Annotated in this window: 16 protein-coding genes; 10 read left to right on the plus strand and 6 right to left on the minus strand. The window is 58.0% G+C overall.

Annotation, left to right across the window (positions count from 1 at the left end):
• The first annotated feature begins 153 nt into the window (after window positions 1-153).
• The 3 genes from recC to recD are packed head-to-tail and all read left to right on the plus strand — an operon-like array spanning window position 154 to window position 9,763.
• Window positions 154-3,780: an exodeoxyribonuclease V subunit gamma gene (recC, locus tag CFB02_RS14825; RefSeq protein ID WP_088558603.1), complete on the plus strand. Its 3,627-nt coding sequence runs from the start codon at window positions 154-156 to the stop codon at window positions 3,778-3,780.
• Window positions 3,777-7,499: an exodeoxyribonuclease V subunit beta gene (gene recB, locus CFB02_RS14830; RefSeq protein ID WP_088558604.1), complete on the plus strand. Its 3,723-nt coding sequence runs from the start codon at window positions 3,777-3,779 to the stop codon at window positions 7,497-7,499. The genes recC and recB overlap by 4 nt, the downstream gene beginning before the upstream one ends.
• A complete protein-coding gene (gene recD, locus CFB02_RS14835; RefSeq protein ID WP_088558605.1) occupies window positions 7,496-9,763 on the plus strand; it encodes an exodeoxyribonuclease V subunit alpha in 2,268 nt (755 codons plus the stop codon). Before recB ends, recD begins: the two co-directional genes overlap by 4 nt.
• Here recD and CFB02_RS14840 read toward each other — a convergent pair.
• Complete coding sequence (locus tag CFB02_RS14840) at window positions 9,760-11,583, minus strand: ABCB family ABC transporter ATP-binding protein/permease (RefSeq protein ID WP_088558606.1); 1,824 nt, start codon at window positions 11,581-11,583, stop codon at window positions 9,760-9,762. The genes recD and CFB02_RS14840 overlap by 4 nt on opposite strands.
• Before the next feature lie 252 nt (window positions 11,584-11,835).
• Here CFB02_RS14840 and CFB02_RS14845 point away from each other — a divergent pair, with 252 nt between their 5' ends.
• The 3 genes from CFB02_RS14845 (at window position 11,836) to CFB02_RS14855 (ending at window position 15,903) form a co-directional block, all read left to right on the plus strand.
• On the plus strand, window positions 11,836-13,566 hold the full coding sequence (locus CFB02_RS14845) for an ABC transporter transmembrane domain-containing protein (RefSeq protein WP_088558607.1): 1,731 nt from the start codon (window positions 11,836-11,838) through the stop codon (window positions 13,564-13,566).
• A gap of 89 nt (window positions 13,567-13,655) precedes the next feature.
• On the plus strand, window positions 13,656-14,933 hold the full coding sequence (gene gabT / locus CFB02_RS14850) for a 4-aminobutyrate--2-oxoglutarate transaminase (RefSeq protein WP_088558608.1): 1,278 nt from the start codon (window positions 13,656-13,658) through the stop codon (window positions 14,931-14,933).
• A 205-nt stretch (window positions 14,934-15,138) separates the two neighbouring features.
• Window positions 15,139-15,903: a VC0807 family protein gene (locus CFB02_RS14855; RefSeq protein WP_088558609.1), complete on the plus strand. Its 765-nt coding sequence runs from the start codon at window positions 15,139-15,141 to the stop codon at window positions 15,901-15,903.
• A 97-nt stretch (window positions 15,904-16,000) separates the two neighbouring features.
• Here CFB02_RS14855 and gyrB read toward each other — a convergent pair whose 3' ends face one another.
• The 5 genes from gyrB to dnaA form a co-directional block, all read right to left on the minus strand.
• Complete coding sequence (gene gyrB, locus CFB02_RS14860; protein ID WP_088558610.1) at window positions 16,001-18,415, minus strand: DNA topoisomerase (ATP-hydrolyzing) subunit B; 2,415 nt, start codon at window positions 18,413-18,415, stop codon at window positions 16,001-16,003.
• Window positions 18,416-18,470: 55 nt separating this feature from the next.
• A complete protein-coding gene (recF, locus tag CFB02_RS14865) occupies window positions 18,471-19,598 on the minus strand; it encodes a DNA replication/repair protein RecF (protein ID WP_088558611.1) in 1,128 nt (375 codons plus the stop codon).
• A 131-nt stretch (window positions 19,599-19,729) separates the two neighbouring features.
• Window positions 19,730-21,001 (minus strand): ABC1 kinase family protein, encoded by a 1,272-nt coding sequence (locus CFB02_RS14870; protein WP_088558612.1) that lies wholly within the window; start codon window positions 20,999-21,001, stop codon window positions 19,730-19,732.
• Window positions 21,002-21,016: 15 nt separating this feature from the next.
• On the minus strand, window positions 21,017-22,120 hold the full coding sequence (gene dnaN, locus CFB02_RS14875) for a DNA polymerase III subunit beta (protein WP_088558613.1): 1,104 nt from the start codon (window positions 22,118-22,120) through the stop codon (window positions 21,017-21,019).
• A 55-nt stretch (window positions 22,121-22,175) separates the two neighbouring features.
• Window positions 22,176-23,630 (minus strand): chromosomal replication initiator protein DnaA, encoded by a 1,455-nt coding sequence (gene dnaA, locus CFB02_RS14880; RefSeq protein WP_088558614.1) that lies wholly within the window; start codon window positions 23,628-23,630, stop codon window positions 22,176-22,178.
• A 645-nt stretch (window positions 23,631-24,275) separates the two neighbouring features.
• On the opposite strand from dnaA, the gene rpmH reads away from it, so the two are divergent.
• Genes rpmH through yidC form a run of 4 tightly spaced genes read left to right on the plus strand, consistent with a single transcriptional unit; the run spans window position 24,276 to window position 26,845 of the window.
• Entirely contained in the window at window positions 24,276-24,410 is a 135-nt protein-coding gene (gene rpmH, locus CFB02_RS14885) for a 50S ribosomal protein L34 (RefSeq protein WP_008172542.1), read from the plus strand.
• A gap of 14 nt (window positions 24,411-24,424) precedes the next feature.
• The gene (gene rnpA / locus CFB02_RS14890) at window positions 24,425-24,832 is read left to right on the plus strand and encodes a ribonuclease P protein component (protein WP_088558615.1); all 408 of its coding nucleotides are present in this window, start codon (window positions 24,425-24,427) and stop codon (window positions 24,830-24,832) included.
• Window positions 24,832-25,125: a membrane protein insertion efficiency factor YidD gene (gene yidD, locus CFB02_RS14895; RefSeq protein ID WP_088558616.1), complete on the plus strand. Its 294-nt coding sequence runs from the start codon at window positions 24,832-24,834 to the stop codon at window positions 25,123-25,125. Before rnpA ends, yidD begins: the two co-directional genes overlap by 1 nt.
• 4 nt (window positions 25,126-25,129) lie before the next feature.
• Window positions 25,130-26,845 (plus strand): membrane protein insertase YidC, encoded by a 1,716-nt coding sequence (gene yidC, locus CFB02_RS14900; RefSeq protein WP_088558617.1) that lies wholly within the window; start codon window positions 25,130-25,132, stop codon window positions 26,843-26,845.
• The last annotated feature ends 25 nt before the right edge of the window (window positions 26,846-26,870 follow it).

Here is a 26,870-nt window from a genome sequence, read left to right on the forward strand (position 1 = left end):
TGCTTCTCCCTTTTGCCGATAATTCACGACACCGTTTGTCACGACGGGCCGTCATGATTTTTGGAGATCAGACGTTTCAGACAGTCCGCATCTGTGGTCACATACGGTAACCTGTGGCAACAGGATTGAACTGCACACCAGACAAGGAAATTCATGGCCGCACTCTCCACCGAGCCCACCGAGCAACGCGCCAGGATCGAACCCGGGTTTCACGCGATCCACGCCAACCATCTGGAAGACCTGCGCCGGGCCGTTGTCTACATCTGTCGGCACAACCCCATGCCGCCACTGGAGAGCGAGACCTTCCTGGTGCAGAGCAACGGTATTGCCCAGTGGCTGAAGCTGGCGCTGGCGGAGAAGCGCACCGAAGATGGCCTTGAGGGCGGCCTTGGGATTGCTGCCGGTATGGATTTCCTGTTCCCGGCCCGGTTTATCTGGCAAGCCTACCGGGCCGTGCTTCCGGACGGTGAGGTACCGGAACAGTCGCCCTTCGACAAACGGCGGCTGGTGTGGCGGCTGTACCGGTTATTGCCACGCCTGGTGGGGCAGGACGAGGCCTTTACACCGCTGGCCCGTTTTCTGGAAGGTAACGATCCGGACCTGCGCAATTTCCAGCTGGCGGAGAAGGTGGCCGATCTGTTTGACCAGTACCAGGTGTTCCGGGCCGACTGGCTGGCGGCCTGGGAGCAGGGCAAGGATGTGATCATCACGGCCCGGGCCGAGGAAAAGCCTCTGGATGCGGAAACCCGCTGGCAACCCCTGCTCTGGCGCCGGCTGGTTGAGGATGTGGGCGCAGACGCTCATACCAGCCGCTCGCAGATCCATACCCGGTTCATGGAACAGGGCCAGCAACTTCAGGCGCCGGCCAACCCGTTCCGGCTGCCGACCCGCATTGTCGTCTTTGGCGTCTCCTCGCTGCCCCGGCAAGCGCTGGAAGCCCTGTACGTCCTGAGCCGGTTCAGTCAGGTGGTACTGTGTGTTCACAACCCCTGCCAGTTTTACTGGGCCGATATCATCAGCGACCGGGAGCTGCTCACCGCCGAACGCAAACGGGGCAGAGCCCATCCGACACTTTCCGACATTGAAGATCCAGACCAGCTGCACCAACACGCCAATCCACTGCTGGCCGCCTGGGGCAAGCAGGGCCGGGACTATATCCGGTTGCTGGACGAGTTCGACAACCCGGATCAGTACCGGGGCAGCTTCCAGACACCAGACCAGAAAATCGATATCTTCTCGGATCATGGCAACCCGGAAGCACCGCGCCTGCTGCATCAGCTGCAGAACGATATCCACAACCTGACGCCCCTGCAGGAAATCCGCCAGCAGCAGCGCCGGCTGGATCTGCACCAGGATCATTCCCTGGCGTTCCATCAGGCCCACAGCCCCCAGCGGGAAGTGGAAATTCTGCATGATCAGCTGCTGGCTGCGTTCAACGCCGACGCCACGCTGCGGCCCCGGGATGTCATCGTGATGGTGCCGGATATCAACGTCTACGCGCCTCACATCCAGGCCGTGTTTGGTCGTTATCAGCCGGGCCGCAAGCGCCACATTCCTTTCACCATTTCCGATCAGGGCCAGCGCCACCATGAACCCGTGCTGATTGCCCTGGAAACCCTGATGTCACTGCCCCGCAGCCGATTCGCGGTGAGTGAGATCATCAGCCTGCTGGAAGTACCTGGCATACGAGACCGCTTCGGTATCAATGAAGACGAGATCCCCCTGGCCCGTCGCTGGGTCGAAGGCGCCAATATCCGCTGGGGTCTGCACGGCCAGCACCGGGAAAGTCTGGACCTGCCCGCCGAACTGGAGCGCAACACCTGGCAATCCGGGCTGCGCTCGATGCTGCTGGGTTATGGCATGGGCGACGATGAGCCCTGGGCCGGTGTGGAACCCTTCGGCGAGATCGGCGGCCTGCAGGCCAGCCTGGCGGGCCGCCTTAACGACTTTGTGCATCAGCTTGAAACCCTCTGGCAGGCGCTGCAGACCAATCGCACCCCCGAAGACTGGGAGCGTCTGTTTTCAGAGATGCTCGGGCAGTTTTTCCACAGGGTGGAAGGCAGCGACCTGTTGCTGCTTAACCGTTTCCGCCGCCAGCTGGAACAGTGGCTGGAAGACGCCCTGGCAGCAGGCCTTGGGGAACAGACCCTGCCCCTGAACATCGTCAAGGATGTGCTGCTGGAGGGGCTGGATGAAGGCGGCCTGAACCAGCGTTTCCTGGCCGGCAAGGTCAACTTCGCCACCCTGATGCCCATGCGGGCCATACCCTTCCGGAAAGTGTGCCTGCTGGGCATGAACGACGGCGACTATCCCCGCTCCCGGCCGCCGGTGGATTTCGATCTCATGGCCCAGGATTACCGCCCGGGGGACCGCTCCCGCCGGGAAGACGATCGCTACCTGTTCCTGGAAGCCCTGTTATCCGCCCGGGAGCAGCTTTACATCAGCTGGGTAGGCCGCAGCATCAAGGATGATTCGGAACGGCCGCCGTCGGTTCTGGTGGGGCAGCTTCAGGATCATCTGGACAGTCTCTGGTCTGTGTCAGGGCAACCCGAAACCAAGGTCATCGAGGCACTGACGACCCAACACCCGTTGCAGCCGTTCAGCCGAAGCTATTTCCCGAAAGCCAACGGGCTGGAGGAGGGTGGAGAGGGGGAAAACAGTTCGCCCCGTCCCCTGGCCGAGGTGTTGGAGGCACGCCGGTTATTCACCTACGAGCGGGAATGGCGCAGTGCCCATGGTGGTGAGGCTGCCGCGCAGACACAGTCGGCACTACCTTACCAGGCGCCCGAAGAGCCCATCAGTCTGAACGATCTAGCGGCTTTCCTGAAAAAGCCCATCGACACCTTTTACCAGCGCCGGCTGCAGGTGCGCTTCGAGGATGTCGAAGACGACGACACCGACAACGAGAATTTCGAGCTGGACGGCCTCGACCGCTGGCGCCTGGACAACGAGCTGATCCAGGGCGGGCTATTGAAAGCCAGCAACGAAGAGGAACTGCACGACCGGTTGCAGGCAACTCTGGACCGCATGGCCCGACGCGGGGACCTGGGTATGGGCGTGACCGAACACCGCCTGCGTTCCGAGCTGGCCGGGCGTTTGCCCGATCTGTTCGAGCGTTACCAGAACGCACTGGCTGACTGGCCGGAAGCAATCGTTGAACCGCTATCCTTTGACTACCGGTTTGAAAACGCCCTGGGTTCGGTGGAAATCGCGGATCTGATCGACAACCTGCGCTGCAATGCCCAGGGGGAACTGTGCCGGCTGGTGGTGGCCGGCTCCAGTTTGCTGACCGGTTCCGGGTCCAGCAAGAAAGTACGCTATGCCAATCTGATGCGGGACTGGCTGATCCATCTGGCAGGCCAGCTCGGCGATCAACCTTTTGAGACCCTGGTTCTGGGCAAGGAGGAGGGGCGGAAATTCCGCTTTGCTCCATTGCATCCGGAACAGGCCAGACCGCTGTTCGAAGCGGTGCTCAGCGGGTGGATGGACGCCACCACCCGGGCGCTGCCCATTCACTGCGAGGCCGGCTTTGCCTGGATCACCAGTTTCTACGGCAGCAAAAAGTACGTCGGTGACCATGAGCGAGCCATATCGGAGGCGCAGCAGGCCTATTCCATTGCTCTGGAGCGGGATACCGGTTACCTGAGAGGGGCCTTTGAAACACCGGAGCTGCTGATGGCCAGCGGTGAATTCGAAGCCCTGTTGCATCAGCTCTACGTGCCGGTTTGGGAAGCCGAGCAGGACAAATCGGCTGCAGATCAGATCGGAGGCCTGGAATGACCGAGCAGATGACCAACCGGAATCCGAACCTGGATCCCCTGGCACTGGCCCTCAACGGCAGTGCCCTGATCGAGGCCAGTGCCGGCACCGGCAAAACCTTTACCATTGCCATTCTGTACGTGCGCCTGGTGCTTGGGCACGGCCAGTCGCCCGACAGCCCTCTGCAGAACCTGCTGCCTCCCAACCTGCTGGTGGTCACTTTTACCGAGGCCGCCACCAAGGAACTGCGTGACCGTATCCGCACCCGGCTCACCCAGGCCGCCGAGGTGTTTTCTGACGCGCCCGACGAGCCCAATCCACCCGCAGAAACGGCACTGATCTACCAGCTACGGGATGAAAGCTACCCGGATCCGGCCAGCTGGCCGGAATGCCGAAAGAAGCTGCTATTGGCCGCCGAATGGATGGACGAGGCGGCGGTATCCACCATCCACAGTTTCTGCAACCGCATGCTCAGCGAGCACGCCTTCGACAGCGGCAGCCTGTTCAAACTCACCCTCGAAACCGACCAGAGCGAATTGCTGGACGAGGTCGCCCGGGATTACTGGCGCACCTTTGTCTATCCCCTGCCGCCGGCGCTGATGGACGAGGCCCTGAGCCACTGGAAAACCCCCGGGGACCTGCGCCAGGGTGTTCGCAATCTGATTGACGATCCCCTGAGCCTGGGCACACCCCCGGAGAGCGTTCATCAGGCCATCAATCAGGTGGTCCAGCAGCGTCTGGAACAGTCACAGTCTCTGAAAGCCCACCCCTGGAGCCAGTGGCGCGATGACGTCATCGAGCTGCTGAACGATCTGAACAAGAGCAAGCGACTCCATGGCGCCAGCAAGAATGCCATGATCAAGGTCTGGGATTTGCTGGTTGCCTGGGCGGAATCGGACGACCTTTTGCCCGAAAAGATCGATAGCGCCGCGGGCTTCAGGAATCAGACGCCCGAAGGGCTCGACAAGATTCTCAAGGGCGATGATTCTGCCCCTCATCACCCGGCCTTTGATGCCATCGGAGCGCTGCTGGATTTCAGCCAGAACCAGCCCAACGCCAAATCCGACATTCTGCGCCACGCCAGCCACTGGATTGCCGAAAGGCTGGAATCGGAAAAGCAGAAACGCTCGGAAATGGGCTTTGACGACCTGCTCACCCGGCTGGACGATGCCCTGCACGGCCCCCGGGGCGACCAGCTGGCGGCCACCATCCGTCGCCGGTTTCCGGTGGCCCTGATCGACGAATTCCAGGATACCGACCCGGTGCAGTACCGAATCTTCAACCGCATCTACAACGTGGCAGGCGGCGACCACGGTACCTGCCTGCTGATGATCGGCGATCCCAAGCAGGCCATATACGGTTTCCGGGGGGCCGACATCTACACCTACCTGCAGGCCCGGCAGGGCGTGAAAGAGCGCACCTATACACTGGCTAAGAACTTCCGCTCCGCCAAGACCATGGTGGCGGCGGTTAACCGGGTCTTTGAACACAGTGACCAGAACAGCCGGGACGGCGCCTTCCTGTTCGGCAAGGGCAATACCTCACCGCTGCCGTTCCAGGGTGTGGACGCCAATGGCACCAAGCGAGTCTGGGCGATTAACGGGGAAGCGCAGCCCAGCCTGGTATTCTGGACCCACGAATCCGGGGAAGAGGACAGGGATGGCAATCCGAAAGGTATGGCCAAGGGCACTGCCACGGCCGATGTGGCGGAAACCTGCGCCAGTGAGATCGCCAGTTTGCTGACCCTGGGCCAAGCCGGGCAGGCTGGTTTTGCCTTACCGGATAATCCCGGGGATCTGGAGCCGGTTGCCCCCAAAGACATCGCGATACTGGTCAACAACCGCAACGAGGCCAGCGCAGTGCGGGAGGCCCTGGGCCAGCGGCGTATCAAGAGTGTGTACCTGTCAGACCGCGATTCGGTGCTGACCTCACGGGAATCACAGGAAATGCTCTGCTGGCTTCGGGCATTTGCCGAGCCCCGGCAGCTGGCCTATATCCGCGCGGCCCTGGCTACACCCACCCTCGGTCAGTCCTGGCATGCCATGAATCAGCTGCTCACCGATGAGCTCGTGCTGGAACGGGAAATCGAGCGTTTTATTGGTTACCAGCAGCAATGGCAGAAGCAGGGTGTACTGCCCATGCTGCGAACCTTCCTGATGGATTTCGAGGTGCCAGGCCGGTTACTGCAACGCCCTGACGGCGAACGGCGGTTGACCGACATTCTGCACATTGCCGAGTTGCTGCAGCAGGACAGCCTGCAACTGGACGGCGAGCATGCCCTGGTGCACCACTACACCCAGATTCTGCGTGCAGCCGAAGAGGAAGATGAACACCGTACCCTGCGGCTGGAGAGTGATGCCGGCCTGGTGAAGGTCATCACCGTGCACAAGTCCAAGGGTCTGGAATACCCGCTGGTGTTTCTTCCCTTCGGCACGGCCTTTCGCGCCCAGAGTGAAAAGCAGGCCTTCGCGCGCTATCACAATGACCGGGGCAGGCTGGTCACGGTATTCGACCCGTCGCCGGACGACGTGGCCAGGGCTGACCGGGAGCGCCTCGGCGAGGATATCCGCAAGCTCTACGTGGCCCTGACCCGGGCCCGCTTCGCCACCTGGGTCGGCACGGCGGCCCTGGACAACTGGCAGCAAAGCGGACTGGGCTACCTGATTGCCGGCGAAGGGCAAAGCCGTATCAGCGACTGCCTGGGGAAACTGGCAGAGGGCAGAGCAGAGATCCGGATAACCCCGTTACCGGATCCGGACGATACGCACTACCAAGAACCGGCGCCGGAAGCGCTTGGCCCGGCCATGGTCTCTTCCCGCGAGGCCAGAGAGGATTGGTGGATTGCCAGCTACTCCTCCATCGAATACACCGGCATGACCGGCACCGGGATCGCGTTTACCGGTGAGGTGGAAGATGCCCAGACCCAGAACCTGCTGGAAGAAAGTACCCTGGACGAAGAGGAAAACCCGGCTCAAATGGCCAACCAGCGCAACCAGCATAACTTTCCGAAAGGCGCCGGACCCGGCACCTTCCTGCACGAATTGCTGGAATGGTGCACGCAGCAGGGGTTCCAGCGGGTTGTGGATAACCCGCCGCTGCTTCATGAGCAGCTGACCCGGCGCTGCGGGACCCGTGGCTGGAACGAGTGGGTGGAGCCGCTGGAGCGCTGGTTGCTGGCATTGATCAGCAAACCATTGAGCCTCGACCGGGCCGGTGCAGAAACCGTCTGCCTGGCGGACCTGACCACCCTGCGCCCGGAACTGGAGTTCTGGTTTGAAAGCCGCAACGTCAGTATCCGGAAACTCGACGAGCTGGTAACCGCGCACACTCTGAATCGCGCGGACCGTCCCCGAGTCGAAGAGACCCGATTCAACGGGATGCTCAAGGGGTTTATCGATCTGGTGTTCGAACACAACGGGCGCTATTACGTGCTGGACTACAAATCCAATACCCTGGGCGAAGACAACAGCGCCTATACCGATCAGGCCATGGGCAACGCCATCCTGGATAAACGCTACGATCTGCAATACGTGCTCTACCTGCTGGCCCTGCACCGGCTGCTGAAAGCCCGTTTGCCGGATTACGACTACGACCGACACATTGGCGGCGCGGTGTATCTGTTCCTGCGAGGCATTGATTCCAGCACAGGTGGCGCCTTCACCGACAAACCGCCCAGAGCCCTGATTGAACAACTGGATGCCCTGTTTGATGGCGAGTCGGTTGCGGAGGTGGCCGCATGAGCCGTTCCCGCTCCCAAACCGGAAAGTCCGACCACCAGATTGATCTGTTCGCGGAGGAAATCGCTGCGGAAACGCCGACCATACCCGCTGCCGGTGATACCACCTTCGCTATCAAAGATCTGCTCTCCAGCCCGGATAAAACCGAGACCCTGCTGCTGCACTGGCAGCAGGCGGAGTGGATCCGCGCGCTGGATGTGGGGTTTGCCCGGCTGATCCGGGAGCTCTCGGAAGAGCAGGGCGAACGCCCGGACCCGCTGCTCCTGCTGCTGGCGGCACTGGTCTCCCATCAGGTGGGGCGTGGCCATGTCTGCGTCGATCTGGGCAATCTCCTGGCCGATGCCGGGCATACCCTGTCACTGCCGCCAGAGGAGTCGGTCCAGGAGCCGCTCACCGATTCCGGCACCAGCGAGCCGGACCGGCCCAAGCCCGCCGACGTGCTTGCACTTGTAACGCTGCCGGAATGCTTGAGCATACTGGAGAGCGCCTGCGCCGTAAGTGATGGCTCACATACAACACCCCTGGTGCTGAACGGAACCCGGCTCTATCTGCGCAGATTCTGGCGCTACGAACAACGCATTGCGGCGGGTATCCGGCACCGCCTGGCTTTGCCATCACCCCTGGCAGATCCGGAATCCGGGCCGGCCCGCACCCTGTCTCTCGCTCTGGATACGCTCTTCCGGTCGTCAGAACCGGTGGATTACCAGAAACTGGCCTGTGCCCTCGCGGCCCGCAACCATTTCGCCGTAATCACCGGCGGGCCGGGCACCGGCAAGACCACCACCGTGGTCAACCTGCTGGCGGCCCTGCAGGCAGTGGCCGGGGAATCCTCCGAACGGGCCGGTCGGAAATACCGGATCCGCCTGGCAGCCCCGACCGGCAAGGCGGCGGCCCGACTGAACGAATCCATCGGTGGTGCAGTGAGCCGGTTACCCCTTGCCGAACTGCCGGGCAACGTGGACCTGAATGATATCCCCACCAGGGTCACTACCCTGCACCGGTTACTGGGCAGCCGGCCGGATACCCGCAAATTCCGCCATAATCGGGACAACCCTTTGCTGGTGGATATCCTGGTCATCGACGAGGCCTCCATGGTAGACGTCGACCTGATGGCATCGGTGTTCGATGCCCTGCCCGCCAACGCCCAGCTGATCCTGCTGGGCGACAAGGACCAGCTGGCCTCGGTGGACGCCGGTGCGGTACTGGGGGAGCTTTGCCAGCGGGCGTTGCTGGCCCATTACACACCGGAAACGGCCCAGTGGCTGGGCGCCATGGCCGGCGACGAGATACCGGAGTCACTGGTGGACGAAACCGGCCAACCTATGGATCAGGCCGTGGCTATGCTGCGCAAGAGCTACCGGTTCCGGGAGGACAGCGGTATCCGCGCCTTTGCCGAAGCAGTGAATACCAATGCGCTTGATAACGGCATGTTGCGCCAGATCCGGGAAGCAGAATTCGACGATGTCATTCTGCTTAACGGCCGGTCGAAAAGTGCGGATACGGAAGACACCCTGGACCTGGTGTGTCGACATGCCATCACCGGCTCACCCGAGGCATTCCGAAATGCCGGGCAGGGCCGGCAAGTGAATGGTCAGAGCCTGTCACCACCCGTTGGTTACCGCCATTACCTCGAACGCTTGCAGAATCATGGTCTGAACGAAAGCAGCCCCCGCGAAGACTGGGATGCGATGGCGGTGCAGCTCCTTGAAGCCTTCAGTGACTTCCAGGTGCTCTGTGCCCTGCGCAAGGGCCCCTGGGGCGTGGAAGGCCTGAACGACCGGATCGCAAAGCAGTTACTGGCTAAAAAGCTGATCCCGCGGGCCGAGGGCTGGTATGAGGGCCGGCCTGTGCTGATTACCGGCAACGACTACAATCTGGGCCTGATGAACGGCGACATTGGCATTGCCGTCAACGTGCCCTGGGATCGGACCGACACCGGTGAGCCCCGCTATACCCTGCGGGTGGCGTTTCCGGATAGCGACACCGCTGGCGGTATTCGCTGGATCTCGCCCAGTCGTCTGCAGCAGCTGGAAACCGTGTACGCCATGACGGTGCACAAGTCCCAGGGTTCAGAGTTCAACCACACCTGTCTGGTCTTGCCGGACCGGTTGAGCCCGGTCCTGACAAAAGAGCTGGTCTATACCGGCATTACCCGGGCCAGAAACTGGTTCAGCCTGATTGCCGGCAATGTGGACGTGCTCAGGGACGCAGTCGGACAGCAGGTAGTCCGGGCCTCCGGCCTGGCCGAAAGGCTCAGGGCGAACTAGTCACTGGCGTCCTGTTGGTCGTCATTGCCTTTTTCGTCACGGCTGTGCTGCTGAGCCCAAAGATGGGCGTAGTAGCCACCGGCGGCCAACAACTCGTTGTGACTGCCACCCTCAACAATTCGTCCCGCATCCATCACCAGAATGGTATTGGCATCGCGGATAGTGGACAGCCGATGGGCAATCACCAGGGTGGTCCGCTGCTGGCTGACCTCGTTGAGAGCCCCAAGAATGGCCTGCTCCGAGAGTGAATCCAGGGAGGACGTAGCCTCGTCCAGGATCAGCAACGGCGGGTTCTTCAGGATCACCCGGGCAATGGCCACCCGTTGTTTTTCACCACCGGAGAGTTTCAGGCCCCGTTCGCCGACTTTGGTTTCATAACCCTCCGGCAAGCTGTGGATAAAGTCTTCCAGGTGAGCCATTCGAGCTGCCCGGTACACCTCTTCTTCCGTGGCTTCCGGCCGGCCATAGGCCAGGTTCCGGTACAGGGTATCGTTGAACAGCACCGTATCCTGGGGCACCACACCAATCGCCGAGCGCAGGCTGTCCTGGGTCACTTGCCGAATGTCCTGACCATCGATCCGTATGGCGCCCTGATCGACGTCGTAAAAGCGGAACAGCAGGCGGGCGAGGGTGGACTTGCCGGCGCCACTGGCTCCCACCACGGCAATCTTGTGGCCGGACGGGATGGAAAAATTCACATCCTTCAGAATCGGGCGGTCCGGTCGGTAGGCAAAGTGGATGTGGTCAAACTGCACTTCGCCTCTATCCACGGCCAGCTCGGCAGCATCCGGAGCATCTTCAATCGCCGGTTTGTCCCCCAGCAGTTTGAACAGGCGCTCGACATTTACCAGTGCCTGCCGGATTTCCCGGTAGACAAAACCCAGGGCGTTCAGGGGAATGAACAGCTGAAGCAGGTAGGCGTTGATCATGGTGAAGTCACCGAGGGTGATCTCACCTCTGGCCACCTCCTGAACGGCCATAGCCATGATCACGATCATCGCCAGACCAATAATTAATGCCTGACCGGAGTTAAGCGCCGCCAGGGACAGGCGGTTTTTCAGACGGGCCTGTTCCCAGTCGTCCAGATCCCGATCATAGACCTCGGCCTCGTACCGCTCGTTATTGAAATATTTGACGGTTTCATAGTTCAACAGGCTGTCTATGGCCCGTGAGTTGGACTGGTTATCCCGGGCATTGGCTTCGCGCACGAATTTCGTCCGCCACTCGGTGATCTTGATGGAAAAGACCACATACACCACCACGGCTACCAGGATCGCCAGCACATAACCCACGTTGAACACCACGAACAGGATGCCGGCGACCATCAGGATTTCCAGCAGGGTGGGGACAATGTTGAACAAGGTAAAACGGAGCAGGAAGCTGATGCCGTTGGTACCCCGCTCGATATCCCGGGCCAGGCCACCGGTCTTTCGATCCAGGTGGAAGGCCAGTTCCCGCTGATGCAGGTGCTCAAATACTCGCAGGGACACGCGGCGCATGGCCCGTTCAGCCACCCGGGCAAATACCGCATCCCGAAGCTCATTGAACAGTGTGGCACCAAAGCGCAACGCGCCGTAGGCCACCACAAGGATCACCGGGATCCAAAGCAGCATGTCCGCGCCGCGGTTCTGGTCCAGATAGTCGACGATGTATTTCAGGGCAATGGGCGTGGCAACGGTTGCCAGCTTGGCCAACACCAGCAAAACCAGGGACAGGATTACCCGGCCGCGGAATTCGGCGAGATAGGGCCAGAGGCCTGAAATGATTTTCCAGTCCGGTTTATGATCTGCCGGGTAATCGTTGTCGGCGTAGGCTCTCAATTCATTTTCCTTCCGCTTCGGAGTAGTCGAGCGCGCGGGTGGAGCGGCTTGCCAGGACACGCTGTAAATACGTCCATGTACGCTCGGCGAAAGCCATCCCTGGCTTTCGACGGTCCTGGCAAGCCGCTCCACCCGCACGCTCTTGCGTAGCTGTATGATAGGTCTTGTGTGGAGTACAAACCGTATTGTTAGCGGAGTCTACAGCACCCCGTATCAAGGAGGCACATCATTAACACTCGTCACCGCAAAGCCCTGAGACTGGTCATCGACTTTATCAGCCCCTATCGGCGGGCTGTCGCCGGTGCCCTGGTGGCGCTGATTTTTACGGCCGGAATTACGCTCGGGTTAGGGCAGGGTTTACGTATTCTTGTCGATCAGGGATTAGCCACCGAGTCGCCGGAGAACCTGGCCAGGGCCATCGGGCTGTTCTTCGTGCTGGTGCTCGGCCTCGCTTTCGGATCCTTTGCCCGGTTCTATCTGGTGTCCTGGATCGGCGAACGGGTGGTGGCGGATATCCGCAAAAAGGTGTTCAACCACCTGATTGATCTTCATCCCGGCTTTTTCGAGCAGAACCGGGCCCTGGAGATCCAGTCGCGGTTTACCGCCGATACCACCGTGCTGCAGTCAGTAATTGGCTCCACGGTGTCGATTGCGCTGCGTAATGCCCTGATGCTGATCGGAGGGTTGCTGCTGCTGTTCATCACCAATGCCAAGCTGGCGAGTATTATTCTGCTGGGCTTCCCGCTGGTGATCGCACCCATCCTGTTCTTTGGCCGGCGGGTTCGGGCGCTATCCCGGCTCAGCCAGGACCGGGTTGCCGATGTCGGCAGCTACGTGGGCGAGAACCTTACCCAGATCAAGACCGTTCAGGCCTTCAACCATCAGCCCCATGACCGCAAATATTTTTCCGAGGTGTCTGAAAGGGCGTTCGAGATTGCCCGCCAGCGTATCCGTCAGCGCGCCTGGCTGACCACACTGGCCATCTCCCTGGTGATGGGTGCTGTGGGCATCGTCATCTGGATAGGGGGCCTGGACGTTATTCACGGCCGGATCAGCCCGGGCGAGCTGGCAGCCTTTGTCTTCTACAGTCTGCTGGTAGGTGTTGCGGCCGGCGCCATCAGCGAAGTCATCGGCGAGTTGCAGAGGGCTGCAGGCTCGGCGGCGAGGCTGTTTGAACTGTTACAGACGGAGCCGGCGTTTGAACGCAAAGCGTCGACACTGAAACTCCCTGAACACGTGCAGGGGGCAATCCGGATTGATCGGCTGAGCTTCAGTTACCCGGGGCGGCTGGAACAGCCCGCGCTGACGGATCTTTCGCTGGAGATCAGAGCAGGCGAAACGCTGGCCCTGGTGGGGCCGTCCGGAGCCGGAAAATCCACGCTGTTCGATTTGCTGCTGCACTTCTATCAGCCGACAGAGGGCCGAATCCTGGTCGATGGCGTCGACACTGCCGATCTGTCTCTCGATGCCCTGCGCCGGTGTTTTTCCCTGGTGCCCCAGAATCCCGCTCTCTTCCATGGCACGGTGACCGACAACATCCGTTACGCGCGGCCTGACGCCAGCCAGCAGGATGTCGAACAGGCCGCGAAAATTGCCCATGCCCATGATTTCATTCGGAGCCTGCCAAAAGGCTATGAAACGCCGCTTGGGGATGCCGGCCTCGGTCTTTCCGGTGGCCAGAAACAGCGGCTTGCCATTGCAAGGGCGCTGCTGGCCGATGCGCCGATATTGTTGCTGGATGAGGCGACAAGTGCCCTGGATGCGGAGAGCGAAAACCTTATCCAGCAGGCGATGCCGGACCTCACAGCCGGTCGGACTACCCTGGTGATTGCCCATCGACTGGCCACAGTCCGGGACGCGGACCGGATTGCCGTTATAGACCAGGGACGACTGCTGGCAGTGGGCACCCATGAGGAACTGATGAACCATAACGCCCTCTATCGGCGCCTCGCGAAACTGCAATTCCGGGATGATGCAGCCTGAGCGCGACAATAGTCGGTTTGTTTCCTGAGACCGTACTACTTACACTGTTAGGTGAAACTTTCGAACCTGAACCCAGGGAGAATGGCAAAGTGAGCAATAAAGAATTGCAGGCACTCAAAGAACGCTACGTTGCGGCGGGCGCGGCAAGTCCCAATGAACAGTTTGCCGACCATGCAACGAATGCAGAGCTGTGGGATGCAGACGGCAAGCGCATGATCGATTTCGCCGGCGGCATTGGCGTACTGAATATCGGCCATCGCCATCCGAAGGTGGTGGAAGCGGTCAAGGCACAGCTGGACAAGCTGATGCATACCTGCCAAACGGTTATGCCCTATGAGGGCTACGTGAAACTGGCGGAGAAGCTCAGCGGTGTGGTTCCTGTGCGTGGCCACGCCAAGGTAATGCTGGCCAACTCCGGTGCCGAGGCCCTGGAAAACGCCATGAAGATCGCCCGTGCGGCGACTGGCAAGACCAACGTCATCTGCTTCGACGGTGGTTATCACGGCCGGACCTTCTACACCATGGCCATGAACGGTAAGGCAGCGCCGTACCAGACGGATTTCGGCCCCATGCCCGGCACCGTTTATCGTGCGCCTTACCCGGTCCCGTACCACGGCGTCAGTGAAGATGAAGCACTGCGTGGCCTGAAAATGGCCATGAAAGCCGATTCCCCGGCCCACAACACCGCAGCGATCGTCATCGAGCCGGTGCTGGGTGAGGGCGGCTTCTACGCGGCACCGACCAGCTTCCTCAAGGAAATCCGCAAGATCTGCGACGAAAACGACATCCTGATGATCGCAGACGAAGTGCAGAGCGGCTTTGGCCGGACCGGCAAGATGTTTGCCATCGAGCACAGTGGCGTTGAGCCGGATATGATGACCATGGCCAAGAGTATGGCTGATGGCATGCCGATTTCCGCCATCGTCGGTACCGACAAGTACATGGACGCGTCCGGCCCGAACTCTCTGGGCGGCACCTACACGGGCAGCCCGACCGCCTGTGCAGCAGCCCTGGCAGTATTCGACGTGTTCAAGGAAGAGGACATCCTCGGCAAGTCTCAGGCGCTGGGCGAAAAACTGAAGCAGCGTTTCAGCCAGTGGCAGGAACAGTTTGCCCACGTCGACAATGTGCGCAATCTCGGTCCTATGGCTGCGTTTGAGCTGGTGGAAAGCAAGGAAAGCCGCACACCCAAGCCGGAACTGGCAGCGGCGGTAACCAAGAAGGCGAAGGAGAAGGGTCTGATTCTCCTGAGCTGTGGTATGTACGGCAACACCTTGCGGTTCCTGATGCCGGTCACCATCGAAGACGAGGTGCTGGAAGAAGGACTGGCGATTGTGGAAGAAAGCCTCAAGGAAGTGGGTGCCTGAACGGCTCTGACGTTCATGAGGAAACAGAAAAGCCGGGCATAAGCCCGGCTTTTTTATGCTCGTTTGGAAAGCATCTATTCAGCCAAACCACCGCTTGTTTGTGCGGGTACAGCGGTTACGTCCGCACTTGGATTCATCGTATACTGCCCAGACTACTCCGGCAGTGCCTTCCGGCCTGCTCCAGTTTCACCAATCAGGCTAGAACATGACGTCTCCGAGCTCCGCCAACGTTCCGGACCACAAGCCAAGGCCCTGGGTCGACTTGCTGGTCAGCATTATCATTCCATCCGTTATCCTGATGAAGTTCAGTGGCGAAGAACATCTGGGCAGCGTGAACGCACTGGTCATCGGCCTGGCGTTTCCACTGGGCTGGGGGTTGTTCGAACTGATCAAGTACCGCAAGAAAAACTTCATTGCGGTACTCGGTCTGGTCAGTGTCGGGCTGACCGGCGGCATTGGCCTGCTTGAGCTGGATGCGGGTTGGTTAGCCATCAAGGAAGCCGCGATTCCCGCGATTATAGGTCTGGCGGTACTGGCTTCGACACGAACCAAGTACCCTCTGGTACGCACCCTTCTGTATAACCCAAGTGTTCTGGATGTCGATAAGATCCATAAGACCCTTGAAGAACGCAATCGGGTTGAGGAATTCGAGGCCCGCCTGCTCAAGGCGAGTTACTTCTTTGCGGGCACCTTCCTGTTTTCATCCATCATGAACTACGTGATTGCCAAATGGATCGTGGTCAGCCCGTCTGGTACTGAGGCGTTCAATGAAGAGCTTGGTCGGATGACCCTGGTGAGCTATCCCATGATCGCCATTCCTTCCATGATTATGATGATGCTGATCTTTTATTATCTCTGGCGCACCATCCGCCGGCTGACCGGGTACACGCTGGAAGAAGTGATGGCACCGCATCTGGCCGAGAAAGAGAGGGAGAGAAACGAATCGTCGGAATCGAGCACCGGTAAATAAAACCTCCAGGGGTCGTTGCCGAACAGGATCGAAAACAAAAAAAGCGGCGAAGATTTGAGCCTTCGCCGCTTTTTTTGTGCCTTTCGGACAGTCGTGATCAGACGTCCAGGTTGGTCACTTCCAGAGCATTGGTCTGAATGAAGTTACGACGCGGTTCGACATCGTCGCCCATCAGGGTTGTGAAGATCTGGTCTGCCGCAATAGCGTCTTCGATCGTCACTTTCATCATACGGCGGGTCTCCGGATCCATGGTGGTTTCCCACAACTGCTCCGGATTCATCTCGCCCAGACCCTTATAGCGCTGGATATTCAAACCTCGCTGGGCCTCTTTCATCAACCAGTCCAGGGCACCTTCGAACGACAGAACCGGCTGCTTGCGCTCGCCACGTTGGATATAGGCGCCGTCTTCAATGAGGCCGTCCAGGGTTTCACCCATGCGGGCGATCGCTGCGTACGAGGATGATTCGAAGAACTCATGGCTGAATACATGCTCGTGGGGAATGCCATGCACGTAGATGGTTACCTTCGGCAGATACAGCGCACGCTCGGTATCCTTGGTGACCGAGAAGGTGTATTTGGTACCTGTGCGGGTATCCAGATCCAGGCCATCACCGAGACGCGCAACCCAGCGAGCGACGGCAGCTTCTTCCTTCAGGTGCTCAGGCTTGAGCGTGACGTTCTGAAGCATTTGCTCCAGCACCTTGGCCGGGTAGGCCCGGGACAGTCGCCCAATCATGTTCATGACCGCCTGATAGTCCTTGACCATAGTTTCCAGAGCGGAATCCTTGATCGCCGGCGCTTCCGGGTTCACATAGAGCTGGGCACCTTCCAGAGCAGTCTGGGTAAGGTAAGCTTCCTTGGCCTTCTCGTCCTTCAAATACTGCTCCTGCTTGCCACGCTTGACCTTGTAAAGCGGCGGCATGGCGATAAAGACATGGCCACGCTCGATGATTTCACGCATCTGACGGAACAGGAAGGTCAGCAGGAGTGTCCGGATGTGGGAACCGTCCACGTCCGCATCGGTCATGATAATAATGGAGTGGTAACGCAGTTTATCGGGATTGAATTCTTCCCGGCCGATACCACAGCCCAGAGCCGTAATCAGGGTGCCCACTTCTGCAGAGGACAGCATCTTGTCAAAGCGGGCTTTTTCCACGTTCAGAATCTTACCTTTCAGCGGAAGGATTGCCTGGGTCTTGCGGTCACGGCCCTGTTTTGCGCTACCACCGGCCGAGTCACCCTCCACAATGTACAGCTCGGAAAGGGCGGGGTCCTTCTCCTGGCAGTCTGCCAGTTTGCCGGGCAGACCCGCGATATCCAGGGCGCCTTTGCGGCGAGTCATGTCACGCGCCTTGCGGGCGGCTTCACGAGCCCTGGCGGCTTCTAGCATTTTGTTGACGATGAGCTTGGCTTCGTTCGGCTGCTCCTGCAGATACTCCGCAAAACTCTGGTAAAGCTCCTGCTCAACCGCAGTCTTCACCTCGGAGGAAACCAGCTTGTCCTTGGTCTGTGAGGAGAACTTCGGGTCCGGAACCTTGACGCTGATAATAGCGGTCAGACCTTCCCGGGCATCGTCACCGGATGTCGCAACTTTCGCCTTCTTGCCCAGACCCTCCTGCTCGATATAGTTATTGAGGGAACGGGTCAGGGCCGCCCGGAAGCCGGCTAGGTGTGTGCCGCCATCGCGCTGGGGGATGTTGTTCGTGAAGCAGTAGATGTTCTCCTGAAAAGCATCGTTCCACTGCATGGACACTTCCACTGCGATACCGTCTTCGCGCTCGCGATTAAAATGGAAAACGCGGTTGATCGGGGTCTTGTTGGAATTCAGATGCTCGACAAAGGCGCGCAGGCCACCTTCGTACTGGAAGACTTCTTCCTTGCCCGAACGCTCGTCGGTCAAACGTATGCGCACGCCACTGTTCAGGAATGCAAGCTCACGCAGACGCTTGGCGAGAATGTCGTAGTGGAATTCAATGTGGGTAAAGGTTTCCGGCGAGGGAATGAAATGCACCTTGGTACCCGAGGCGTCAGTCTCGCCGACAGCTGCCAGAGGCGCATTGGGAACCCCGTGGGTGTAGGTCTGCTCGTAAACCTTGTTGTCTCTACGAATGGTCAGGGTGAGGGTAGAGGACAAGGCGTTCACCACCGAGACGCCCACGCCGTGAAGACCGCCGGACACCTTGTAGGAGTTGTCGTCGAACTTACCGCCGGCGTGTAGCACGGTCATGATAACTTCCGCAGCTGAAACGCCTTCCTCTTCGTGGAGGTCCACCGGGATGCCACGGCCGTTGTCTTTCACGGTTACCGATTCGTCCGGGTGGATAATCACACCAATCTCTGAGCAGTAGCCCGCAAGCGCTTCGTCGATGGAGTTATCCACCAATTCAAAGACCATGTGGTGCAGACCAGTGCCATCATCGGTATCCCCGATGTACATGCCGGGCCGCTTTCGCACCGCATCCAGTCCTTTCAAGACTTTGATACTGGAGGAATTATAGTTCGATTCACTCATTCGGAAACTCCTGAAGCGTGATAGGCCGGGGCATTCTTTGCTCTTCGCACCGGTCTTATTCTTCCGTCAATTTGCCATGTTCCACGTGGAACAATCTGTAATCCGGTGCATTACCCTCGGGCCAGAGCTGATCCACTATGGGACGCTCAATCGACGTGATAAACACCTGACAACGTAATGCCTGTAACCTGATAGCCAGCATGGCACGATGGCCTTCGTCCAACTCGGCGTTAATATCATCGAGCAAAAAGGTCACCTGCTTGCCCATGTCACTCAACACCATGCCTTGGGCAATCTTCATTAAAATCACCAGCGTTTTCTGCTGGCCCCGGGAGAACGTTTCGGCAACAGGCCTGCCCTGAAACCTCAACCGGATGTCTGCGCGATTCGGACCATACAACGTGTGCCCGACCTTCCGCTCCTGATCACGATGGTCTACCAGTAATTCTGCCAGCGGCCGACTGACATCCCAGCCCGGGTAATACTCGAGCTTCAGACCTTCGGTCCAGGGTACCTCTACTTCCTGAACCAGCTTTTCAAAAGCCAACTTGAACCGGCGAAAGGTGCCGGCACGGGCCTCAGCAATACGTTCACTCAGAGTAGCGTACTGATGATCCCAGACACGCATTAAAGCTTCGTCTAGTCTACCATTTCTCAGCGTTTGATTCCGCTGTGAAGTCACTCTCTGGCATTGTTGCCAGAGAGATCCAAAGGAAGGTTCCACGTGGAACACTAACCAGTCCAGAAACTGACGCCGCTTCCCGGGTCCACCCCCCACCACATCAAATACACCAGGGTCGATCACAGATACCGGCAGATGCTTGGCGAGGGCAGAAAGGCTCCTGACCGCCTCACCATCCACCCGTAACATAGTTTCCTTCTGACCCACATCCCGGGATATTCCCAGACGATGCACCAGATCGGTCTCGCTGCCATGATTGCGTGCGTCCAACCCATGGTCGAGGCCACCAAACACCGTCAGCCGTTGTTCGCCATGGCTCACCACTGCCTGGTGCCTGTTCACCCGAAACGAACGGCCCAATCCCAGATAACCGATGGCTTCCAGCACGCTCGTTTTACCGCTTCCATTTTCTCCATAAAGAAGATTAAACGAAGATGAAAAGCTGACCGGCGCCGACGACAGGTTGCGAAAGTTCTCAGTCTGGAATTTTACAAGCGCCATAGAAAAGCAAACTCGAAGGGGGCAAAAAGGGCAGGAAACAACACAAAACCGTTTAACGAAAAAGGCAGCGTTACCTTCCCGTCGGTAACGCTGCCCTAGTGTACAAAAGCCAATCGCTCAAGGCGACAGCCTCAGTGGAGCATGTTCAACCGTTCGTCCATGAACACATCCATTTCCGGTGCAAGGATGTGAACGTAGCGATCGAAATACAAGAACTGTTTCAGTAGCAAAGCGAATTCCCTTGGAAAATGCAGGCCGTGGCTTTCGCCGATCTTAACCATATCCATCAGGATATGATTAACATCATCTTCTGCCTGCTCCGCCTCATAGGGAACCTCGTCGGGCACCATCCGATCCATCTGCTGGTAGAGCCGTCTCAAATCGCTGGCCAGATCATCTACCCGAACCGTCTGGCGGGTAATACCAATGCGGATCATCGCATCGGCCATTCCCTCGAAATTCCCAACCATAACAGATGAAATAAAATCGCTGACCGCCTGCCAGGTATCCGGCTTGATACGACCCACAATTCCGAAGTCGATAAAACCAACCCGCCCGTCCTTGAGGACCATCAGGTTACCGGCATGAACATCCGCGTGGAAAAACTCACACTGGGTCAGACTGGAGAACCAGGTATTCATGGCCGTGATCAATGTCCGCTCCGGGTCACGCGCGTAACCACGGATGCTTTCCAGATCGGTCAGGGACACACCGTGGAACCGCTCCATGGTCAGGATCCGCCGCGTACTGCACTGATCATAGACTTTAGGTACTGCCGCATCTTCATTATGGGTATCGTGCAGAAACTCCCGGAACACCTTCAGGTTGTTCGCTTCCTTGATGAAGTCGCACTCTTCCATCATGGTCCGCTGGATCTCCTCAACGATACCGGACATGGACGTCCAGGACAGTTTCGGTGCCAGAGTTTCCAAAATACGGGCAGACAGGTACAGGAAGTTCAGATCGGTTAAGAGAATGTTTTCCACACCCGGCTTCTGAACCTTGATCACCACTTCTTCGCCGGAAACCAGACGCGCGGCGTGAACCTGGGCAATTGATGCGGACGCCAGGGCCACCGGATCGATTTCTGAATAGACTTCCTCGAGCGGCCGGCCAAGCTCTTCGCGGATAATTCTCTTGATCACACCGAAGGGCAGGTTGGGTGTTCTATCCAGGCAGTGCTGGAACTCTTCGACATACTCCTTCGGAAAGAACGTCGGGGAGCTGGCAATGAACTGTCCCAGTTTGATGTAGGTTGCACCCAGGGATTCAAACGTCTGTCTCAACAGCCGGGGCGTTGGAGGGCGCTCCCCCCGCAGCCAGTTGATCCCGGTGCGCCCGAGTACCGACACAGTCTGGCCAATCCTGAAGGCGCCTTTGATTCCGTTCGTTACGGTACTCATCAATCTCATCTCCTCCTACAGCCTCATGGGCATGACAACATAGAGGCAACGGTTATCGTTTTGTGCCTCTATCAACGCACTGCTGTTCGGATTCGACAGGGTTATTTTTACCTGGTCCTCATCCAGCGCGTTCATGACATCCACCAGATAGCCTACATTAAAACCGATTTGCAGGGATTCGCCCTGGTAGTCCACCGGCAGCGCGTCTTCGGCCTGTTCCTGATCGGGGTTGTTGGCAAATACCTGGAGTTCATTGGATGCCAGGTTCAGGCGCACGCCGCGGATGTTCTCGTGGGACAGGATGCCCGCCCGTTGCAGGGTATTCTTCAAGGTGGCGCGGTCCGCCAGGACCACCTTGTCGCCCCCGCGCGGAATCACGCGATTGTAATCGGGGAATTTGCCTTCAATCAATTTCGAGGTGAAGGTGTAAGACCCGACCGTCGCGCGCAGGTGGTTATCGCCAATAACCAGGGTCACCGGTGTTTCAACATCATCGAGCAACCGGGCCAGTTCCAGTACCCCTTTGCGCGGAACAATAACCTGACGCAGCTCCGGGCAGTTGGTGGCCAGTTCCAGGTGTGCCATGGCCAGTCGATGGCCGTCGGTAGCTACCGTCCGCACATGATCCTTGTCCACTTCCAGCAACAGTCCGTTCAGGTAGTAGCGCACGTCCTGCTGAGCCATGGCGAACGCCGTGGCATCGAGCATCCGGCCGAGTTCTTTCTGGGGCAATTCCAGACGGAAGCTCTCGTCTTCGTCTTCCACATTCGGAAAGTGCTCCGCCGGCAGGGTCGACAGAGTGAAGTGGCTGGCGCCACACCGCAGGTGCAACCGATCGCCTTCAAGCGACAGCTCCATCGGCGCTTCGTCACCCAGGGCCCGGGAGATATCGGACAGCTTGCGGGCCGGAACGGTAATCCGGCCGGGCTGATCTACATGCACCGGTGTTACCCGTGCCACCAGTTCCACTTCCATATTGGTACCGGTCAGGGTCAGGGTATTGTCCTCGGCCACCAGCAAGACGTTGGAGAGCACGGGCATGGTCTGTTTCTTTTCCACCACGCCAGCAATGCTTTGCAGCGGGGTAAGCAGGGATTCACGGCTGATCGTCAGTTTCATGGCACTCAGCTTTCTTTATGTTGGAAGGGTGAATGTTGTTCGCCAACGCCCGGCATCAGGTGGTCAGCAGTCTCATAAAATTCTGATAATCCTCGCGGATGCCCGGATCAGTCTCCTGCAACTCCACGATTTTCTTGCACGCATGCAATACGGTGGTGTGGTCACGCCCGCCAAAGGCATCACCAATCTCCGGCAAGCTGTGATTGGTCAGCTCCTTCGACAACGCCATGGCGACCTGCCTTGGCCGGGTTACCGTTCGAGTCCGGCGCTTGGAGAGCAGATCGGCCACCTTTATCTTGTAATATTCCGCCACCGTGCGCTGAATGTTGTCGATGCTCACCTGTTTCTCATGCAGCGCCAACAGGTCTTTCAGACTTTCCCGGATAAACGGCGGTGTGATTTCAGAACCTGTGAAGTGAGCATTCGCTATCACCAGACGAAGTGCGCCTTCAAGCTCCCGAACGTTTGAACGAATCTTCTGGGCAATAAAAAAGGCCGCTTCGCTGCTAAGCTTCACGTTGGCCTGATCGGCCTTTTTCATCAAAATGGCAACCCGCGTTTCCAGTTCCGGCGGCTCAACCATCACCGTCAGGCCCCAGCCAAACCGCGATTTGAGTCGCTCTTCCATATCCACAATTTCTTTCGGAAACCGGTCGCAGGTAACGATTACCTGCTGCCCGCCTTCCAACAACGCATTAAAAGTATGGAAGAACTCTTCCTGGGAACGCTCCTTGCGGGCGAAGAACTGGATGTCATCAATCAACAGCGCGTCCACTGAACGGTAATAGCGCTTGAACTCGTTGATGGCGTTGAGCTGCAATGCCTTCACCATATCTGCGACAAAACGCTCCGACCGGAGATAGGCCACCTTCGCCTTGGGGTTACGACGGACAATTTCGTTGCCGATCGCATGCATCAGGTGTGTTTTACCAAGACCAACACCGCCGTACAAAAACAGAGGGTTGTAGGCTCCACCCGGATTCTCGGCCACCTGCATGGATGCAGCACGGGCCAGCTGGTTGGATTTGCCTTCCACAAAGGTTTCGAAGGTGAACCCCTCGTTGAGAAAGCTCTGGTGTTTGATGTCACCTTCGACCTGAACCGGACGCCGCTGGGTGCCGCTCTTCGGGCGCACGGATGGTGTCGATGCAACGGTGGCGGCCACGCCTTTCTCTTCTTCGGTTACCCGGCTGCCGGCCTCTTCCTGAACCTGACCGTTAACGCGGGCAGGTGTTTCCGACCGTTTGACCGGTTCGCCTTCACGGGGTGCAGAACCCACTTTCATATTGACCCGGGGAGCCTGACCACCGTTCAAATCCTTGAGCACCTCTTCGATACGCCGCAGGTACTTTTCGTTCACCCAATCCATGACAAAACGGTTTGGGGCGAACAGCATCAGCTGCCCCTCCCGGTGATCGGACTGCAGGGGCCTGAGCCAGGTATTGAACTGTTGTGCGGGAAACTCGTCCCGGAGTACTTCAAGACATTGATGCCACATACTGTTTGGCACGACAGCCTGCTCCCGATAACCCTGAAATGTCTCTGAACGGACAAGGGACTTCCTGTCCTGTGAGATGACCCCGAATTCTAACCCGACCAGCCCTCCAGTGAAAGGGCTAAAGCCAGTTCATGAACAGCCTGTGGAAATTTATTTCTTTATATTTCAATTTTTTACGAACTTACCTACAACCTTGTGTACAGAAAATTCCTGCAATGAAAGTTACCCACAGCCCTGTGTGTACAGCCCGGGTTTAACCCTGTTAGGAACCACGGGATGCAACCGGGGATAACTTTGAACCTCGCTTCGAAAACGACTTACCCACATTTCACCCTGCCATCGTCCACAGATCTCAGGGTGCCTTATCAATACCCTTATAAACCGCCCAACGAACTGTTTTTCTAATATTTTCCTCGCTTATCCACAGAAACCTGCGGTACTAATAACAGTAATAATTAATCCTTAAAAGAATTCTAAAAAGACTTACTGAATTTATTAGCTGACCTGGCCGATTCCGAATTTAGGGCATGCGCATAACCCCGTAGCAATAAGCATTGAATTCCCACCGGTATTTGCATAGAATGCCGCTCCTGTTTTGGCTGTTCATTTTCCAGCCAGTTACTGAATTTCCAACTTACGAATTGTGAGATCATCACCATGAAAAGAACGTTTCAACCAAGCGTCCTGAAGCGTAAGCGCGTTCACGGTTTCCGTGCCCGTATGGCTACTGCCAACGGTCGCAAGGTTATTTCCCGTCGTCGTGCCAAGGGCCGCGCACGTCTGTCCGCGTAAGCTCTGATTGCCTCATGAAGGCTTTGAGTTTCCCGAAATCACATCGTCTCTTGCGACCTGCTGATTACGGCAAAGTTTTCAACGACGTGCAGCTGAAAGTTCCACACCGGAATTTTCTGATCCTGGCGACACCGAACAATCTCGGTCACGCCAGGATCGGTTTGATCTTCTCGAAGAAAAACCTGAAGCTTGCAGTCCAGAGAAACCGGGTAAAGCGCCAGGTCAGGGAAAGTTTCCGTCACCAGACGGACCTGCCCGGCCTGGATCTTGTGGTTCTGGGACGCCAGGGGCTGGTTTCCCTGGACAACCACTCGGTTCGGGCATCCATGGATGACCTCTGGCGACGTCTCAGGAAAAAGTACGCTCAATCTCAGCCATCCCGGGCAGCACCATCGGAAACTGCCAATCGAGGAACGGGTTAATGCGCAAGCTCCTGCTTCTGCCCATCCGCTTCTACCAGTATGCAATCAGCCCGCTGATGGCAAGTCACTGCCGCCACTACCCCACCTGCTCACAATACGCCGTTGAAGCCATAAACCACCATGGCGCGCTAAAAGGATTATTTCTCGCAATCAGGCGTCTGTTAAGGTGTCATCCCTGGGCGGAAGGCGGTTATGATCCTGTACCGGGAACGGCAGAACCCCGGGTTCCGGAAACCGCAACAGCCTGCGCACACGCTGATCACTCCCATACAACAACCCAGACCAGACAGTAACTCTATGGATATTCAACGCATCGTATTATTTGCCGGCCTGGCTATTGTCAGTTATCTGATGGTGCTTGCCTGGAATGAGGATTACCATCAGCAGCCGCAGACCGCTCAAGTCGCTGAATCGCAGCCTTCGCAGAACACAGGCAGCATGGGCAATTCAGACGATATGGTGCTTCCGGAGGAACCTACTGCACAGGTGGCCGGTGACGGCGAGTTCACTACACCGGAAACAGGTCAGGCTGTCGTAAGCTCAACAGACAACACCACCACCGTCAGTGAGCAGTTCATTACCGTCCGCACTGACGTTTACGACCTGCAAATCGATCGGGTCAGCGGTAATCTGGTGAAAGCCCAGTTGCTTGATTACGACGATACCCTGAACAGCGAAAAGCCGTTGACGCTCCTGAACAACACGCAGAATCGCCTGTACGTTCTGGAAAGTGGGCTGATTGGTCGTGACGGCCCGGATAGTCGCAAAAACGGTTCAGCTCCGGTCTATAGTGCTGACGCTGCAAGCTACGAACTGGCGGAAGGCGACAACCAGCTTCAGGTAGATTTGACTTACACCTCTGATAATGGCGTCCAAATCACCAAGCGTTATGAATTTGAACGCAACAGCTATGAAATTGGCGTCAAATATCTGGTTGAAAACCAGTCTAGCGAGGAATGGCAAGCCAATTTCACCGGCAAGATCGTCCGGGATCAGTCCCCGGACCCCACCTCCCAGACCAGCATGGGTATCCAGGCCTTCCTGGGCCTGGTCATCAGCTCCCCGGAAGACCCCTACGAGAAGTTTGATTTCGGAGATCTCCAGGAAAACCAGATCAATCAGTCTGTGACCAACGGCTGGCTGGCCTTCCTGCAGCACTACTTCCTGTCGGCATGGGTACCGGAGCGCGATATTCCCGCCCAGTACCAGACCACACGCCGTGGCCCGAACTATGTAATGGGCTTTGTTTATCCGGCTACCAGTGTGGCGCCGGGCGAAACCGCAGAGATCGGTGCCCGGGCCTACGTTGGGCCGAAGATCATTGAACGTCTTGAAGGCATGGCTCCGAACCTCGACCGTACCGTTGATTTCGGCTGGCTGTTCTTCATTTCGCTGCCGCTGTTCATCATTCTGGACTGGTTCCATAGCCTGGTTGGCAACTGGGGCGTGTCCATCATCCTGCTGACGGTTCTGGTCAAGGCGGTGTTTTTCCATCTGTCCGCCACCAGCTACAAGTCCATGGCCAAGATGCGGGCCGTTGCGCCTCAGCTGACCCGGCTGAAAGAACTGTATGGAGACGACCGGCAGCGCATGTCCCAGGAAATGATGGCGTTGTACAAGCGGGAGAAGATCAATCCGCTGGGTGGCTGTCTGCCCATACTGGTGCAGATGCCGGTGTTCATCTCCCTGTACTGGGTCCTGTTTGAGAGTGTTCAGCTTCGCCACGCGCCGTTCATGCTGTGGATTCAGGATCTGTCGGTCATGGACCCGTACTTCATCCTGCCGATTCTGATGGGTGCCAGCATGTTCCTGCAGATGAGTCTGAACCCGACGCCGCCGGATCCGATGCAGGCCAAGATCATGAAGATGATGCCGTTGATCTTTACGGTCTTCTTCCTGTGGTTCCCGGCAGGTCTGGTTCTGTACTGGCTGGTGAACAATATTCTGTCCATTGCCCAGCAGTGGTACATTACCCGCAAGATCGAAGCAGAAATGGCCGGCAAGAAGCACTGACCGGTGCCCGAACCGACCCGGCAAA

Origin of the sequence: Marinobacter sp. es.042 (assembly GCF_900188315.1) — a bacterium.
GTDB lineage: Bacteria > Pseudomonadota > Gammaproteobacteria > Pseudomonadales > Oleiphilaceae > Marinobacter.

Bases quoted from the DNA above. Each gene is read 5' to 3' on its own strand.
- recC (WP_088558603.1), top strand. From the start codon at position 154: ATGGCCGCACTCTCCACCGAGCCCACCGAGCAACGCGCCAGGATCGAA.
- recB (WP_088558604.1), top strand. From the start codon at position 3,777: ATGACCGAGCAGATGACCAACCGGAATCCGAACCTGGATCCCCTGGCA.
- recD (WP_088558605.1), top strand. From the start codon at position 7,496: ATGAGCCGTTCCCGCTCCCAAACCGGAAAGTCCGACCACCAGATTGAT.
- CFB02_RS14855 (WP_088558609.1), top strand. From the start codon at position 15,139: ATGACGTCTCCGAGCTCCGCCAACGTTCCGGACCACAAGCCAAGGCCC.
- gyrB (WP_088558610.1), bottom strand. From the start codon at position 18,415: ATGAGTGAATCGAACTATAATTCCTCCAGTATCAAAGTCTTGAAAGGA.
- recF (WP_088558611.1), bottom strand. From the start codon at position 19,598: ATGGCGCTTGTAAAATTCCAGACTGAGAACTTTCGCAACCTGTCGTCG.
- CFB02_RS14870 (WP_088558612.1), bottom strand. From the start codon at position 21,001: ATGAGTACCGTAACGAACGGAATCAAAGGCGCCTTCAGGATTGGCCAG.
- dnaN (WP_088558613.1), bottom strand. From the start codon at position 22,120: ATGAAACTGACGATCAGCCGTGAATCCCTGCTTACCCCGCTGCAAAGC.
- rpmH (WP_008172542.1), top strand. From the start codon at position 24,276: ATGAAAAGAACGTTTCAACCAAGCGTCCTGAAGCGTAAGCGCGTTCAC.
- rnpA (WP_088558615.1), top strand. From the start codon at position 24,425: ATGAAGGCTTTGAGTTTCCCGAAATCACATCGTCTCTTGCGACCTGCT.
- yidD (WP_088558616.1), top strand. From the start codon at position 24,832: ATGCGCAAGCTCCTGCTTCTGCCCATCCGCTTCTACCAGTATGCAATC.
- yidC (WP_088558617.1), top strand. From the start codon at position 25,130: ATGGATATTCAACGCATCGTATTATTTGCCGGCCTGGCTATTGTCAGT.